General features: G+C 46.0%; 16 protein-coding genes. 4 read left to right on the top strand and 12 right to left on the bottom strand.

Annotation, left to right across the window (positions count from 1 at the left end):
- Nucleotides 1–33: 33 nt before the first annotated feature.
- The 8 genes from N7974_RS01890 to rsxA all read right to left on the bottom strand — a co-directional run bounded on the left by N7974_RS01890 (nt 34) and on the right by rsxA (nt 6098).
- Nucleotides 34–480 (bottom strand): GNAT family N-acetyltransferase, encoded by a 447-nt coding sequence (locus N7974_RS01890; protein ID WP_262964005.1) that lies wholly within the window; start codon nt 478–480, stop codon nt 34–36.
- Between the two features lie 15 nt (nt 481–495).
- Nucleotides 496–756, bottom strand: a complete 261-nt coding sequence (locus N7974_RS01885; RefSeq protein WP_243217904.1) for an RnfH family protein — start codon at nt 754–756, stop codon at nt 496–498.
- An 18-nt stretch (nt 757–774) separates the two neighbouring features.
- Nucleotides 775–1464 carry an electron transport complex subunit E gene (locus N7974_RS01880; RefSeq protein WP_262964004.1) on the bottom strand — a complete coding sequence of 230 codons (690 nt, stop codon included), beginning with the start codon at nt 1462–1464 and terminating at the stop codon, nt 775–777.
- A gap of 10 nt (nt 1465–1474) precedes the next feature.
- Complete coding sequence (rsxG, locus tag N7974_RS01875; RefSeq protein WP_262964003.1) at nt 1475–2185, bottom strand: electron transport complex subunit RsxG; 711 nt, start codon at nt 2183–2185, stop codon at nt 1475–1477.
- Nucleotides 2186–2216: 31 nt separating this feature from the next.
- Nucleotides 2217–3290, bottom strand: a complete 1074-nt coding sequence (locus tag N7974_RS01870) for an RnfABCDGE type electron transport complex subunit D (RefSeq protein WP_262964002.1) — start codon at nt 3288–3290, stop codon at nt 2217–2219.
- The gene (gene rsxC, locus N7974_RS01865) at nt 3287–4909 is read right to left on the bottom strand and encodes an electron transport complex subunit RsxC (RefSeq protein ID WP_262964001.1); all 1623 of its coding nucleotides are present in this window, start codon (nt 4907–4909) and stop codon (nt 3287–3289) included. The genes N7974_RS01870 and rsxC overlap by 4 nt, the downstream gene beginning before the upstream one ends.
- Nucleotides 4903–5457, bottom strand: coding sequence for an electron transport complex subunit RsxB (gene rsxB, locus N7974_RS01860; RefSeq protein WP_262964000.1), 555 nt, complete (start codon nt 5455–5457; stop codon nt 4903–4905). The genes rsxC and rsxB overlap by 7 nt, the downstream gene beginning before the upstream one ends.
- A gap of 65 nt (nt 5458–5522) precedes the next feature.
- On the bottom strand, nt 5523–6098 hold the full coding sequence (rsxA, locus tag N7974_RS01855) for an electron transport complex subunit RsxA (RefSeq protein ID WP_262963999.1): 576 nt from the start codon (nt 6096–6098) through the stop codon (nt 5523–5525).
- 354 nt (nt 6099–6452) lie between these two features.
- Between rsxA and nifL the strand changes: the two genes are divergently transcribed.
- The 4 genes from nifL to N7974_RS01835 all read left to right on the top strand — a co-directional run bounded on the left by nifL (nt 6453) and on the right by N7974_RS01835 (nt 10353).
- Complete coding sequence (gene nifL / locus N7974_RS01850) at nt 6453–8081, top strand: nitrogen fixation negative regulator NifL (protein ID WP_262963998.1); 1629 nt, start codon at nt 6453–6455, stop codon at nt 8079–8081.
- Nucleotides 8074–9618 carry a nif-specific transcriptional activator NifA gene (nifA, locus tag N7974_RS01845; RefSeq protein ID WP_262963997.1) on the top strand — a complete coding sequence of 515 codons (1545 nt, stop codon included), beginning with the start codon at nt 8074–8076 and terminating at the stop codon, nt 9616–9618. Before nifL ends, nifA begins: the two co-directional genes overlap by 8 nt.
- 33 nt (nt 9619–9651) lie before the next feature.
- Complete coding sequence (locus N7974_RS01840) at nt 9652–9825, top strand: hypothetical protein (protein ID WP_262963996.1); 174 nt, start codon at nt 9652–9654, stop codon at nt 9823–9825.
- A 267-nt stretch (nt 9826–10092) separates the two neighbouring features.
- Complete coding sequence (locus tag N7974_RS01835; RefSeq protein ID WP_262963995.1) at nt 10093–10353, top strand: hypothetical protein; 261 nt, start codon at nt 10093–10095, stop codon at nt 10351–10353.
- A 112-nt stretch (nt 10354–10465) separates the two neighbouring features.
- Here the strand turns inward: N7974_RS01835 and N7974_RS01830 are convergent, their stop codons facing one another.
- The 4 genes from N7974_RS01830 to kdpC form a co-directional block, all read right to left on the bottom strand.
- On the bottom strand, nt 10466–11161 hold the full coding sequence (locus N7974_RS01830) for a response regulator (protein WP_262963994.1): 696 nt from the start codon (nt 11159–11161) through the stop codon (nt 10466–10468).
- Nucleotides 11162–11392: 231 nt separating this feature from the next.
- On the bottom strand, nt 11393–14131 hold the full coding sequence (locus N7974_RS01825; protein ID WP_262963993.1) for a sensor histidine kinase: 2739 nt from the start codon (nt 14129–14131) through the stop codon (nt 11393–11395).
- Nucleotides 14132–14199: 68 nt separating this feature from the next.
- On the bottom strand, nt 14200–14715 hold the full coding sequence (locus N7974_RS01820; RefSeq protein WP_262963992.1) for a GNAT family N-acetyltransferase: 516 nt from the start codon (nt 14713–14715) through the stop codon (nt 14200–14202).
- A gap of 171 nt (nt 14716–14886) precedes the next feature.
- Entirely contained in the window at nt 14887–15465 is a 579-nt protein-coding gene (gene kdpC / locus N7974_RS01815) for a potassium-transporting ATPase subunit KdpC (RefSeq protein ID WP_262963991.1), read from the bottom strand.
- Nucleotides 15466–15475 lie beyond the last annotated feature (10 nt).

Below are 15475 nucleotides of genomic sequence, written 5' to 3'. Positions count from 1 at the left end.
CACGCATAGCATTAAAAGGTAGCGGAACAATCGTTAACGCTTTCTCAAGCAAACCAACTGTGTCGATTGCCAGCCCTGTTTTTCATAAAAATCCAAAGCCGACCGGTTATTTTTATCCGCCAATAACTGCAGACGTTTAAGTCCCTTAACCTCAGCCCAATCAACAGCGCCTGCAATCAATTTTTCCGCTATACCCTGACGACGAAAGTCTGCTACAACAATCAGGTCTTCAAGTAAACCAACGGCGCCGCCTTCCGCCGTTGAAAGCAATGTTTGTACCGTACACATACCCAATATTCTATTATCACTTTGCAATTGCGCAACCAAAATACAATCTTTTTCACTTTTTAACAGTAGCGTCAAGCCACGCCCCTGTTTATTCTGATCAAACGCAAAATCTGCCTCGATACTAAAAAGTACTTTTAAGAGCGCAACAAGTTGTGGAATGTCGGATGGTTTTGCAGTTCTAATAGTGATCATTATTACTGACTGATATTAGCGTCTGCGCCGTTGCACAGTTTGCGGATCAACGGTTATCTGCCGATAAATTTCCACTCGATCCCCTTCCTTGACAAGAGTATCCAATGCCGCAATTTTACCGAATATGCCAACTTTTTGGTTATCCAGGTTTATGTCAGGGTAGAGTTTTAATAAGCCCGAGAGATTAATTGCTTCCTGTATCGTACTGCTATCGGGCACTTCCAGGCGCATCCATAACTGCCTGTCGACTTCTGCATAACAAACTCCGACATTCATAATAATTCCTTAATTTTTTTATTCAATTGTTGCTTCGTGAAATAAAGCGACTGGGACTTTTCTCAGCGCAAGCTTTTGATCTATCAAGCGCTTACCGACAATCAAAAAAGCCAGCATAATGAAGCCGCCCGGAGGTAGTGCCATTAATAAAAAGCCTTTGTAGTTAGGGATAACAGTCACTTCCAGAAACTTAAACGACTCACCCAGTAACAATGAAGCATTAGCAAATAGCGTACCTGCAGAACTTATTTCTCTTAGCCCGCCAAGGGCGACAAGGACAAGGGTAAAGCCCAGCCCCATCATCAGGCCATCCCATAAAGCATCCTTTACCGGTTGCTTGGAGGCAAAGGCTTCGGCCCGACCTAACAGCGCGCAATTGGTAACAATCAAGGCAATGAACAGGCCCAGCACTTTATAGAGTTCATGGGCCCACGCATTCATTAAAATATCCACCAAGGTCACTAAGGTGGCAATAAGCAACACAAAAATCGGGATGCGAATTTCACCGGGAATTAAGTGCCGGGTTAATGAAATAAGGCCATTGGATGCCGTGATAACAACCAGTGTAGCGATACCCATCCCCAAGCCATTGGTTGCTGTTCCTGTTACTGCCAGTAAAGGACACAGCGCCAGGTTTTGTCCGAAAACAATATTATTGTTCCAGATTCCATCAATAGCGATCTTACGATAAGTTTCTGATAGTAACATGATGGTTTCCTCAGGGATTAATGAGTTGTGCTTGATGGGCTTTAAACCATTGCAAGCCGCGATAAGTCGCTTGTACTGACTTGCGAGGGGTGATGGTTGCACCGGCAAATTGGTCGAAAATGCCGCCATCTTTTTTAACCGCCCATTGTGACGACGTTAAATTGTCCAAAGAGTGACCAACAAAGCTCAATATCCAGTCTGATTTAGCGACTTCAATTTTGTCGCCTAAACCCGGCGTTTCTTTATGGCCAAGAACGCGCACGCCCAAAATGTTACCATCCCGATCCAGCCCCATAATCATGTTTATTGGACCGGAATAGCCATCAGGCGCACTAAATTTAAAGCACACAGCAGTCACTTTCCCGGCTTTTTTAGCCAGATACACCGTGGTTTTATCAGCGCCGATATTATAGTCAGCAGACGATATCGTTAATGTGTCTTGCCGCAAGTCATTATCATAAAGACTTGCGGGTACCACTTCTTGTAGCGATTTGTTTAAATCTTCATCAAGCCGCTGTTGAATGGTGCCTTGCGTACTGCAATTGGTAACACCCAGCAAGATACTGGCCAGTAAGGCAAAGCCGGCTAAAATACCCGTTTGAAACTCCAACCGGGGTCTAAGACGTGCCAGATTGGCAGGCTCCAACCAGTTTTTTATAAATTCCCTGTAAACGGCAATTTTATCTTGTAAGCGTTGACGTGTTGCGGGGTCAAGTTTCATGGTTTACGCTCTGGCTTAATCATTGTAAAACTTACGATTTTGGAATTTCAAGAGGCTTGCCTTTGCGATCGCGCCCGTAAATTCTGGGGCGTATGTAATGATCTATCAGCGGTGTCGCAGCATTCATCAACAATACCGCAAACCCGGCGCCTTCAGGATAGGCTCCCCAGCTACGAATGACGAAAATAAAAAGCCCGCAACCTGCACCAAATACCAATTGCCCTGCTTTGGTGTTGGGAGAGGTAACATAGTCAGTCGCTATAAAAAATGCCACCAACATTAATGATCCTGAACTCAAATGTAGAAATGGACTGACATAATGTTGATCGTCCATGACATGAAAAAAACCGGACAACACCGCGACGGTTAATAATAAAGAGACAGGAATATACCATTTAATAACGCCCTGCCTGATTAACCAAAAGCCGCCCAAACCCAGTAACAATGTTGAAGTTTCGCCCAGGCTACCACGTGTCCAGCCGATAAAATTAAAAAACCCTGAATAGTCTTTCAAGATATCGACCAACAACCGATTTTGCGAGAATTCGGTTTTAATAAACCCCAGCGTGGTCGCACCCGTGCTTGCATCGATATTTTCCACTCCTGCAAAAGTGATATGCCAGCTTTCAATAAGCCCCGGTGAACTTGAAAAAAACAATGGTGACACATTAGCCCAAGTAGTCATTTCAACAGGAAAAGAAATTAGCAAGGCGACTCTGGCCAACATGGCAGGGTTAAACAGGTTTTGTCCCAAGCCGCCATAAACCTGTTTGCCTAAAATAATCGCCAGTCCGGAACCAACCACCCCAATCCACCAAGGTGCCAAGGGTGGCAGCGTCATAGCCAACAACCAACCAGTCAATACGGCAGAGCCATCCATAATGACAGGTTTGGCAATTCTTCCGGCCAGACGCAAACAAAAGACTTCAAAAAAAACTGCGGATAACACGGTAATAATGAATAAGTTTAAAGCCGGCCAACCAAAACACCAGAGTCCAAAGACAGTCGCAGGCGTAATAGCCAGCATGACTTGCCACATAATATGACTGACATTAGCTTTAACTCCCACATGTGCGCCGCAGCCAGGTTTTATATTGGCAATCATGTTGTTGCCTCCTGCGCGGCTTTTAGCCTTTCCCGTTCGGCTTTTGCCGCTATCCGTGCCAGCTCTTCTTCGTGTTGTTGCCTGGCGATGCGCTCCATGCGCAAATTACGATCATCAATCAAGCGTTTGGTTTGCCCGGATTTATGTTGGGCTTGCTGTCTGGCTGCGACTTCACCGGAAGCATACTTAAAATACTGCACCAGGGGAATATTGGAAGGACAGATGTAAGAACAGCAGCCGCAACTGATGCAGTCCTTTAAGCCTAAATCAACAGCAATATCCAGTTGGTTGATACGGATATTATTCGCCATATCCAAAGGGCGTAATCCGGCCGGACAAACGCTGATGCAACTGGCACAACGAATACACGGCTGTTCATCGGTATTTTTTAATTCGCCAAGGGTTAAGGCCAGAATACCGCTAGTAGCCTTGACCGTGGGTAATCCCGTATGCGGCAAAGAGTCACCCATCATCGGACCACCCATGATAATGCGGGCAGTTTGCTCCGGATTTACCTGGCAAAAATCAAACAGTTCCGAGAGTAAAGTCCCCAAAGGCACTTCTACGTTCATGGGCCTGGCAACCGCACCGCCTGATACAGTAACAACCCGGCTCACCAGCGGTTGTCCGTAACGAATGGCTTTATGGACAGCATGAGCCGTGCCGACATTATGAATCGTCACACCGATTTCCGATGAGCGGCAACCTACCGGAACTTCCTTACCCGTCACATAGCGAATCAATTGTCTGTCCCAACCCATCGGATAACGCGTAGGGATTTGTATCACTTTAATTAGCGGGTACGGCTCTGCTGCCTTTTGCATGGCAAGATAGGCTTGTGGTTTGTTGTCTTCAATCGCCACGACTGCGCTTTCGGCCTCCATGCCATGCAGCATCAAACGCACGCCGTCGATAATCTGTTCGGCACGTTCCTGCATCAAACGATCGTCACAGCTTAAATAAGGCTCACATTCCGCCCCATTAATAATCAGCGTATCTATCTGATTTTCACGCCCCATATTGAGCTTAACCGCTGTCGGGAAAGTTGCGCCGCCCAAACCGACAATTCCCGCTGCACCAACGCGTAAACTAATATCTTCAGCTGTTAACAGGAACGGGTCGGCAACCGGTTTGGTTGCCAGCCATTTATCCTTACCGTCAGTTTCGAGTACGATCATGCGAATCGGTAAGGCCGATGGATGTGGGGCAGGATAATCATTAACATCAACAATGATACCCGAAGTCGGTGCATGCACGGGCGCAGAAATCATACCTTGACTGTAGGCCAATAGCTGCCCCTTTAATACTTTATCACCGACTTTAATCAACGGCTCGGCAGGTTTGCCGACATGCTGTTGCAGAGGAATATACAATTTTTTTGGTAACGGGAAATTTGTTACTATGGCTTGTGTAGCGGTTGCTGCTTTGTGTTGTTCCGCATGCACACCACCCCGAATACGCGGTTTTGAGAAAAAATCCGGTAGCCGTTTAAAAACGTCAGACCCGCTTTCTGAGTAAGGCGTAAAAGAGCGAAAAAAAGGCAAATACAGGAAATTTTTAAGCGCTTTCGCAACGCCATCAGGAATTAATTCAGCAGTGTTTAAATAGATTTTTAACATACGGCATTACTCGCTACAGGTAAAGCAGGTTTGGTCCATCGCCAGTTACGCAAAGTGACGTCAATCGGGTGCATCTGCAAACACTCAGTCGGACACACCTCAATACATTTTTTGCAGCCTATGCAAGCATCGGCAACCACGACATGAATTTGCTTGGGTGCGCCTACAATGGCATCGGTGGGACAGACTTTAAAACAACGGGTACAGCCGGTACAGGTAGCTTCGCTGACTCTGGCTACCAGTAATTCAGGTTCTTTTACCGCACTTAAATCCAGCTCCAGTCCCAATAAAGCGGCAATTTGTTCGGCCAGGGCACTGCCGCCGGGAGGGCATATCGTAGAAGCCGCTTTACCCGCAACCAACGCTTCTGCGGCAGGCCTGCAACCAGGAAAACCGCACTGACCGCATTGTGAACCGGGCAATAAAGATTCCAGTTCATCAACAATTGGACTGCTTTCCACTTTTAAGTATTTGGCAGCGATACCCAATAGAAAGCCTAAAACCAAACCTAATAAAGTTAAACTGATAATCGCGGATAAAACATACATGGCTACTTTCCTGTCACATTTTTGTTAAGGCGATTTCCTGCAAAGGATATATTCATTCCCGGATATCACCCGAGACCGGCGAACCCCATAAATGCCAGCGATAAAATACCAGCGGTGATAAACGCAATCGGTGTCCCGGCAAATAGCGCAGGAACTGCCATCAAGGCCAAACGCTCACGTAAACCTGCAAACAGCACCATGACCAAGGTAAAGCCCAATGCGGAACCAAAACCAAAAATCATGCTTTGCATAAAACCATATTGTTCCTGCACATTTAACAATGCTACCCCCAACACGGCGCAATTAGTCGTAATCAACGGCAAGAAAATACCCAGTATTTGATACAGAACCGGACTGGTTTTATGCACTACCATTTCGGTGAACTGCACCACCGCAGCAATCACCAGAATAAAGGCGAGTATGCGCAAAAACTGGATATTAAAAGGCGCGAGCACAAAATGTTCGAGTATCCAGCTGGTCATGGCCGCCAAGGTCAGCACAAACGTTGTTGCCAACCCCATGCTTAATGCGGCATCCAGTTTTTTTGACACGCCCATAAACGGGCATAAGCCCAAAAACTTTACCAGAACCACGTTATTGACCAAAGCCGTGCCTAATAAAAGCAAAAGATATTCACTCACTGTTTTTCCACGCTGTCGGGCTGTTTTCCAGCATTTATAATTTTTTAAAGCATCAATTATGCCAAGGCAAAATTACCCGGTAATTAGCGGCTTGACGCGCAGGTATTGTGCAATCGGGACAATATCAGTGCAATAAAACTGTGGTAAGTCCAACATACCCGTACCGATAAAAATAATTATGTCGCAAATCCTACAAAAATAGTTATGCTTATCGCCATACTCTTTTTAGCTGGTTCTAATCGACAGCAGTTATAGGTAGGGCGAATGACAACAATGCAAAACGCTATTATCAATAAAGGCATGATTTTTGCTCTCTATAATTTATAGTCACTCTCCAGCGCTAATCATAAATCTATGAAAAAAAAGTCATTACAATATTTACGGATGCATACCAATATGGAACGTGTTATTGATGAGCTGGCACCTAATTTTCTGGATGAGGCTTATAGTAATTGCGACGATGACAAAGTCCCTTATGGCTTATTTATTGAAGCAGTTGAACAAGCGCCTATTGCCATTTCTATTACTGATAAAAAATCCAACATACTTTACGTTAATGAAGAATTTTCCAGAGTCACCGGTTACCAATCGGCTGATATTCTCGGGGAAAACGAATCATTGTTATCAGATAAATCGACACCCAGAGCCGTGTATTACGATTTATGGCATACCATCAGATCCAAGAAAATATGGCATGGGACGTTATGTAACCGACATAAATCCGGTCATCGCTATCTCGCTGATTTAACCATAGCGCCAATGTTAAACGAATGGGGGACAATTACTCACTACATAGGCATGCATCGGGATATTACCCGGTCTTATGAATCTGAAAAAAAAATCATTAATCACAAATTATTGATTGAATCGGTGATTAATTCATCTCCTATAGCCATGGTGGTTATTGATGATCAGGATCGGGTAATTTTAGATAATCATATGTATAAAACACTGGTCACCGATCTGGCTAAAGGTGAACCGGCAACTTGTTTTTTGCAATTACTGCGTAATGAAATGGGCGACTTATGGCAGCAAATACAAAGTAATGAGCAGGGCTTTAATAACCGTGAATTCAGGATAGAAGGCAAAGGGAATCGCAAAGCTCGCTGGTTTTCCTGTGCCGGTAACTGGTTTATGGAAAATTCGGTTAATGCGGATGCATTTTTTGAGAACACGTCAAAACAGTATCTGATACTGACAATAACGGATATCACCCGGCAACGCCAACAGTTAGAGGATCTCCATCTGCAAACCCTAAAAACCCTTATGTCTGAGGATGAACGTGTGCGTAGCATCAGGGAAACATTGCTGGGTGCGATGCATCAAATTCAAATGCCAATGAACCAAATTAAGGCCGCCGAGCAAATTTTAAAGCATAAAAAAGAGATTCAACACGTGGGGTTGTTACAGAGTTTGCAACAAATTCAACAATCCGGTGAAGAAGCCATTGCAACGATGCAAAAATGTATCCCCGAGATTTTGCAAACCGCTGTTATTCCTGTTAATTTGAATAAAATTTTGCATGAAGTATTATTATTCAGTGACCATCAAATTTTGAGTAAGGGTATCGATGTACATTGGCAGCCACTGTCCGAACTGCCTAATATGCTAGGTTCTGAAAATCGCCTGCGCATATTGTTTAAGCAATTGATAGACAATGCCATTGATGCCATAAGCGCATCTCGCAATGAAGAACAGCGTCTCAAGATTACTACCGATGCTGATGCTGATTTAATTTATGTCTATATTGAAGATAGCGGGCCGGGTATTCCTTTTGAGAAACGCACCAAAGTATTTGAACCTTTTTATACCACGCGTCCCATGGGCGGTAATCAGGCCGGTATGGGACTGGTTATGGCAAAAGAGATTGTCAACCAGCATCAGGGATTTATTGATATCGATGCAACTTATAATCAGGGCTGCCGGTTAAAAATAAGTTTCCCCCTACACAGACAGGAGTCCCATAGGGAACATAATGTCTGAGCGCACACAACTAATCGAAGCCGAACTGGATACCTTATACCTTATCAGTCAGGTGCTAAACAGCACCGATGATTTGCATGCAAAATTACAAGCCGTTCTGGAGATACTTCACAAAAGATCAGGCATGCGCTCAGGGATGATAACGTTAAAAGAAATAGAAAATAACAGCATGATAGTCAGTGCCGTTCACTCTGACGGGGCCGTTAAACTGAATCAACCGGTCAGATACAACCCTGGTGAAGGTTTAATGGGAGCGATACTGGATGAAGGTTGTACTATTGTTGTTGAAAAAGTATCTGAAGAACCGCGTTTTTTAGGTCGCTTGGGATTATATGACCCTGAGTTACCTTTTATAGGCTCACCCATTTATATCAAAGAAGGCGATACTATTGGTATATTGGCCGCCCAACCGGATAACTGTCTTTTTCTGGGTGAACGAGCCCGGTTTATGGAGATGGTAGCCAACTTGATTGCGCAAAGCGTTAAAATGTTGCGCGTGATTGAGCGCCAACAACTTAACCTGCAAAACGAACGTGATCATCTCAAACTGGCGTTAATTAAAAATTATCGTTTTGAAAATATTATTGGCCACTCATCGCCCATGTTAAAAGTGTTTGATTTAATTCGTCAGGTTGCAAAATGGAATACTACCGTGTTGATTCGAGGCGAATCGGGTACCGGTAAAGAGGTTGTGGCTAATGCCATTCATTTTAATTCGGGTTGTGCCGGTGGCCCCTTTTTAAGACTAAATTGTGCAGCCCTACCCGATACCTTATTAGAGTCTGAGTTGTTTGGTCATGAAAAAGGGGCATTTACCGGCGCGACCAATCTGCGTAAAGGCCGTTTTGAATTAGCCGATAACGGTACTCTGTTCCTTGATGAAATTGGTGATATTTCGGCCTCATTCCAGGCTAAATTGCTACGCGTATTACAAGAAGGTGAATTTGAGCGGGTCGGTGGAACGCATACCATTAAAGTTAATGTACGCATTATTGCCGCCACTAATCGCAATCTTGAAGAAGAAGTCACCGATGGCAATTTCAGGGAAGATTTGTATTACCGGCTTAATGTCATGCCTATCCAAATGCCGGCCTTACGCGATAGATTGGAAGATATCCCCAAGTTATCCGAATTTTTGCTCGGTAAAATTTCTCAGCAACAAAATGGACGCCCCCTGGAAATTAAAGAAAGCGCTATCAGGATATTAATGAAACACGACTGGCCGGGTAATGTCCGAGAACTGGCAAATCGCCTGGAACGGGCGGCCATCATGAGTCCTAACGGCATTATTGATCGTGATGTGATGGTCAATACCGGTCTTGAAGATGTGGTGGCACAAGCAGGCTTTAGCAGTAAACCGTTAAAGACCCTTACGGTCGATTTTAGCGATGAGAACATGGATGACCGTGAACGAGTTATTGCCGCGCTGGAACAAAGCGGTTGGGTACAAGCCAAAGCGGCACGTCTGCTCAATATGACGCCGAGGCAAATCGCTTACCGCATTTTGACCCTGGATATTACCATGAAGCAGATTTAGGTAATTTTCAATTTATTCACCACGAACGACTGCATGGATGCAGAAGGTAGAGCACCAAAAGTAGGGGCTTTAGGCGACGCAGGGAACAGTTGCCGAGACACGAAGAAGAAGAGCAATAAGGAAACATCAAATGTTATTAAGTTAAGCGCAAGTTATTTAAAAAACTGGAGTGCAATCGCTTCAGCTATTGCCTATAAAAACAGCTAAAGCGGTTTTACTCCAGTTGTATGCTTAACTTAACGACATTGAGGAAACATCCATTTAGGATGAAGCCAAAGATTGGGAAAGGGTCTGAACCCACTCCCCAATCCGCGCACGATAAAGCAACGTCGCTTCGCTTGTTGTGAGCGTTCCTTTCGGCGTAAAGGCCGAGGTCTTAAACCAGCAAAGAAGATTGATAAACTTCGTGTCCTTCGTGCCTTCGTAGTGAATAAAAATGTTTAAAGACTTTTCATTAACCAGTTTGGAGCAATAATGACCATTTTATATGTGCAACATGATTATGCCGTTTTCGGCTTCGGTGAAACCCGGCAAGATGCTATCGTTATGGCAGCACAATGGCTAAAAGATAAAACAGGCAAAGAAGGCTGTTCTGTTGATTATGCTGAAAGCTTACTGGTAACATCACCAAAACCAGGACAAATGACGTTATACGAAACCGATGAAATAATCCCACCTGATGCCGAAAACTGGGGCGGGGAAGAACTTTTGGACTGGTATTATGATGTAGCTTGAATTTTTACGATGAAAAGCCTTTGAGTTGCAGCGATAAATCTCCAAAATGGAAAACCTGGTTTTCCACCAAAACGGAAATGGGGAATTTTAAGGCCGACCGGTTTTAAAAGCGTTAAACTTTAAGCCGGTAGCCGACACCTGATTCCGTTAATAAATATTGAGGCTGAGTTGAGTCGATTTCCAGTTTTTGCCTGAGCTGGCTCATGTAAATCCGGAGATAATGCGAATTATCCCTATAGGACGGGCCCCAAACCTCATTGAGCAGGTATTGATGCGTCAATACCTTGCCGGCATTTTTAATCAGCACGGACAATAGCCGGTACTGAATCGGCGTCAGATGAACTTCCCCGTCGCCAACAAAGACCTGACGTTTCAGTAAATCGATTTTCAGCGCCCCGGTGTTAAAAATACCACTCTGCTCCTGAGCCGGACTACTTACCGAGTGACGCATGGCTACCCGGATCCGCGCAAGCAATTCACCTAAACCAAACGGCTTGGTCAGGTAATCGTCGGCACCCGCATCCAGTGCATCGATTTTATACTGCTCGGTGCTACGTGCTGACAAAATAATAATAGGCAATGTAGACCATTCCCGTATGGCCTTGATAACGTCAACCCCCTCCATGTCTGGCAATCCCAGATCCAGGATAATGAGGTCAGGTTTGCGCACGCCCGCTTCAACAATACCTTGCCGACCCCGGTCAGCTTCGAATACCTTAAAACCATGCACGCCAAGGCCGGTTCGCAAAAACAGGCGTATCGCAGGATCATCTTCTATAACAACAATAACAGGGCTGGCAATAGTCATGGCTAGTCAACAAGTCAGTATCGCAGGCAATTTACTACGAAAAACATACTCTGCTTGCTGGTTTTTTTGTCCTTTTTCTGCGTTATAAAAATAGTTACATAGCCTGCTATGTGCCGATTTTTACACCTCGGCAACTGCTCCATGCGTTGCTCTACCTCCTGCATCCTTGCAGTCATTGAAAATGAACAGAAATCCTGCATCTTTTGGGTATATTCATTCTTGGGTATCACCTTATTCTTCCTGCCCCAGCGCTGGCGGTGCATGATCCAGAGGAATCATGAACGAAAATACAGCACCTCCCGTGGGCCGGTTTTGCGCCTGAATGCTCCCGCCATGCGCTTCAATGATAGCCTTGCAAATCGCCAAACCCAGCCCTACCCCGCTTTGCGCCGCCTCGTGGCGAACCCGATAAAATTTTTCAAACAGCTGGTTTTCGAGGCCCTTGGGGATACCCGGCCCCTGATCGGCAATCGAGATTTCCATCGCACCAGAAAAAGCTTCTGCCATGATCTCCACAGGACTTCTTTCCGGTGTATATCGCAGGAGATTTTCCAGAAGATTGATCAAAACCTGTTCGATCATAACCGCATCAACATAAATCATCGGCGTGCCAGGTGGCAATTTAACAGTTACCAGACGGCCTGCAAGACGCTTTTGCAAGAGTGTCAACACGGCTCCAATAATTTCTTCAAGCGGAAACCATTGTTTATTCAGCTCAATAGTGCCTGCATCAAGCCGTGCCATATCCAGGATATTGTTAACCAGACTCGACATCCGCAACCCTTCATTGTAAATGGCGCGGCTCAGTTCAAGCTTGTCTTCTGCCTTGAGTGCGTGGTCTTCCTCTACTAAAGTACTGGCTGAACCTACGATAGTCGCAAGCGGCGTACGTAAATCATGGGAAATGGAGCTGAGCAGCGAGTTCCGTAAGCGTTCGGCTTCAATTTCTACCTGAGTTTTTCTGGCTTGCTCGGTCAACCGTACACGGGTAATCGCTTGAGCAATCTGCCCAAGAAAGGTTTCCAGTAATTTCTGTTGTTCAGGCAGAAACACCCTGCGCAAGTTAACAGGAAGTAAAACCAAAACACCCAGCACGGCTTCCTTGTTACTCAATGGAAAATAAATGGCCTCGGCACCCGGTAAGGTATGAGTCCCCTGACCGGCGATCTCGTTATGATCCATAACCCACTGCGCAACACTCAGGTCGGTAGCGTGCAGCGATTCAGGCATAATCTGGCCTGTAGGGTAAATAATACGACTGTTAGCGTCAGGAAAGAGAATAACGTTTCGACTGCCGAACTCCGAATAAAGATGATGTACCGCTGCACGAACAATTTCATCTTCACTCTGGCTCGCTGTCAGATCACGGCTCATCGCATAAAGAACCGTCGCACGCCGCTCCCTGTGTCCCGCCACCTTGGCTTGGGAGCGCACATTAGCCATCAAATTGCTGATTAGTATTGCCACGATCAACATCGCCAGGAGTGTCACCAGGTATTGGCTATCGGATACCGAAAAACTGAAATAAGGTGTTACGAACAAAAAATCAAATATCGCAACGCCGAGAAGAGAGGCTAAAATAGAAGGACCGCGACCGAAACGCATGGCAATAAAAACCACGCCTAGTAAAAAAACCATAACCAGATTGGCCAGCTCAAACCTGCCGAACATCAGATAGGCGAGCACGGTAATGGCAACTATCACGGCCACCGCCCAGACATAACCCAGAGTGTCTTTTTTTCGCGATGACAATTTCCCGCCAAGTCCCGGCAACGGATTTTTCCGATACAGGGAAACCTCTGCTTTATCCCCACTACCGTCCCTGTCATATCTGGGACTACCCAGCAGATACAGATTAATATTGTGCGCATCGCTAATCAACACATCCACCAACGAACCCAACAGCAAACGCTTCCAGCCTCGACGGGTCGGTTTCCCCATGACGATCTTGGTCACATTTCTTTCATTGGAAAACTTAATGATGGCGGAGCTCATATCGGGCGCACTCAATGTCACTGTCTCGGCACCCAACTGCTCGGCAAGACGGAGTATGCGCAGCACACCATCACGTTTTTCAGCTGACAAGCGTTGCAGCTCGGGCGTTTCGACATACACCACGATCCATTCAGCTCGCAGGCTGGTTGCAAGACGTTTCCCCGAGCGAACCAGACGTTCTGCCAAAGCATTAGAGCCGATACAAACCATAATACGCTCATTAACCTGCCAGACTTCGCTGATAGAATTATCCTCGCGATAATTCAACATCTGGGTGTCGACCTGGTTAGCGGTTTGCCGCAGTGCCAGTTCCCGTAACGCAATCAGATTGCCTTTGCGGAAAAAATGCTTAATCGCTTCCTCGGCCTGTTGCGGCAAATAAACCTTGCCGTCTTTGAGTCTGTCGAGCAGTTCGTCTGGCGGCAGGTCCACCAATTCAATTTCATTGGCGGCTTCAAACACCGTATCCGGCACGGTTTCCCAAACCCGTATGCCGGAAATCTGGCCTATATCGTCATTGAGACTTTCCAGATGCTGCACATTGAGAGCCGTATACACATCGATGCCGGCATCAAGGAGCTCTTCGATGTCCTGCCACCGTTTGGGATGCCGGCAACCCTGCGCATTGGTGTGTGCCAGCTCATCAACCAGAATAACCGAGGGCTTGCGCTTGAGGGCTGCATCCAGGTCGAACTCCCGCAAAGTCGTCCCACGATAGTCAATCTGCTTGGGTGGCAATACCTCCAAACCTTCCAGCAGGATGGCAGTTTCCTTGCGGCCGTGGGTTTCTACCAAGCCAACAATGATGTCAATATTTTCGGCTCGTCTCTCGTGGGCCGCCAGCAGCATGGCATAAGTCTTACCTACGCCTGCTGCCGCACCGAAAAATATCTTCAGCCTGCCTCGCCGGGCCTTGGCTTTTTCCCGCTCGACTCGGGCAAGTAATTGATCGGGATCGGGGCGCTCAATAGTCATGGTTTGATTTCCATTTTCGATGTCATGCAAAGGGCTACGGTAGGGCGTACGTCAAAGGTAAACCAAGGTTAATCAGCTTGGGGAGAAGGTACACCCTCGGCTGCGGTGTATTTTTTTACCATTTTGACCAACTCAAAAGTTTCTCCATTCGACAAATCCTGCTTAAATCTCTCACCTTCAAAAAAACCGTATTTTTTGTAAAATGGCTCGCCAGAAAGTGTAGCTGTCAAGTATAAATCCACAATACCTCTACGCAAACATTCATTACCGCATGCCATAAGAAGGTGTGTAGCAACACCTCTTCGGGCAAAATCAGGATGTACGAAAAAGCTCCTTATTTCTGCTTTCTGCGGCTCAGAAACATCAATCGCCCAACCACCACAGCCGATGATTTTCTTTTCGTAACCAGCAAGAAGAAAACTGCCAGCGGCAATCAATTTTTCTATGCCGTTAACCAACTCCAGCGCCGTTTCAATTTCTGACTTTTTATAGTATTGCGCCTGAAGTTTTCGGACAGATTTGGATATTAGTGCCTGAATGTAAGGAAGATCTTCCAAACTAGCTTCATAGATACTTAAATTCATAATTACTCGTAGGGTCTGCCGTGCATGCCAGATTAGGGTTAAAATTAGTCATCAATTTACAAAGAGACGCGCACGCGATTCATCCTCCAAGGCTTAGCGTAGTGGAAGAGGCTTTAGCCTCGCTAGTCGGAACTAAAGTCTCTCCCACCAAATTACCGAACTAGTCGAACCTCAATGGCTCAACTGATCCATCGCCAGATTCAGCTTTAGCACATTAACTCGCGGCTCTCCCAGAAAGCCCCACTGACGCGATTCAGTATTCGCATCAACCAGGGCGCGGAGTATTTCCGGTCTGATGTTACGAGTCTTGGCCACGCGATTAATTTGATAAGTTGCTGCCGCAGGACTGATCTGCGGATCCAGTCCGCTGCCCGATGCCGTAATCAGATCAACCGGAACCGGTGCCTTGTTGTCAGGATCGGCAATTTTTAACGCCTGAATACGTGCTTTAACGGCATCCACCAGAGCCGGGTTGGTCGGCCCCAGATTTGAACCGCTGGAGGCGCCGGCATTATATGGGAAGGGTGCTGTTGCGGAAGGTCGTCCCCAAAAATGACCGAAACTACTGAAAGGCTGTCCGATCAGACTGGAACCTGTAGTTTTGCCGTTATTGTCCGTCATCAGGCTGCCGTTAGCCTGGGAGGGAAACAGGAGCTGTGCCAGACCGGTTACTATGGCCGGATAAATTACGCCCGTTAACACACTTAATAAAACAAACAAAATAATCGCCGGTTTCAAATGCTTAATCATTGTCAACTCC

Source organism: Methylobacter psychrophilus (assembly GCF_025583945.1).
Lineage (GTDB): Bacteria > Pseudomonadota > Gammaproteobacteria > Methylococcales > Methylomonadaceae > Methylobacter_C > Methylobacter_C psychrophilus.
Note: the sequence above shows the minus strand (reverse complement) of the source record. Positions and strands in the feature narration are given on the sequence as shown.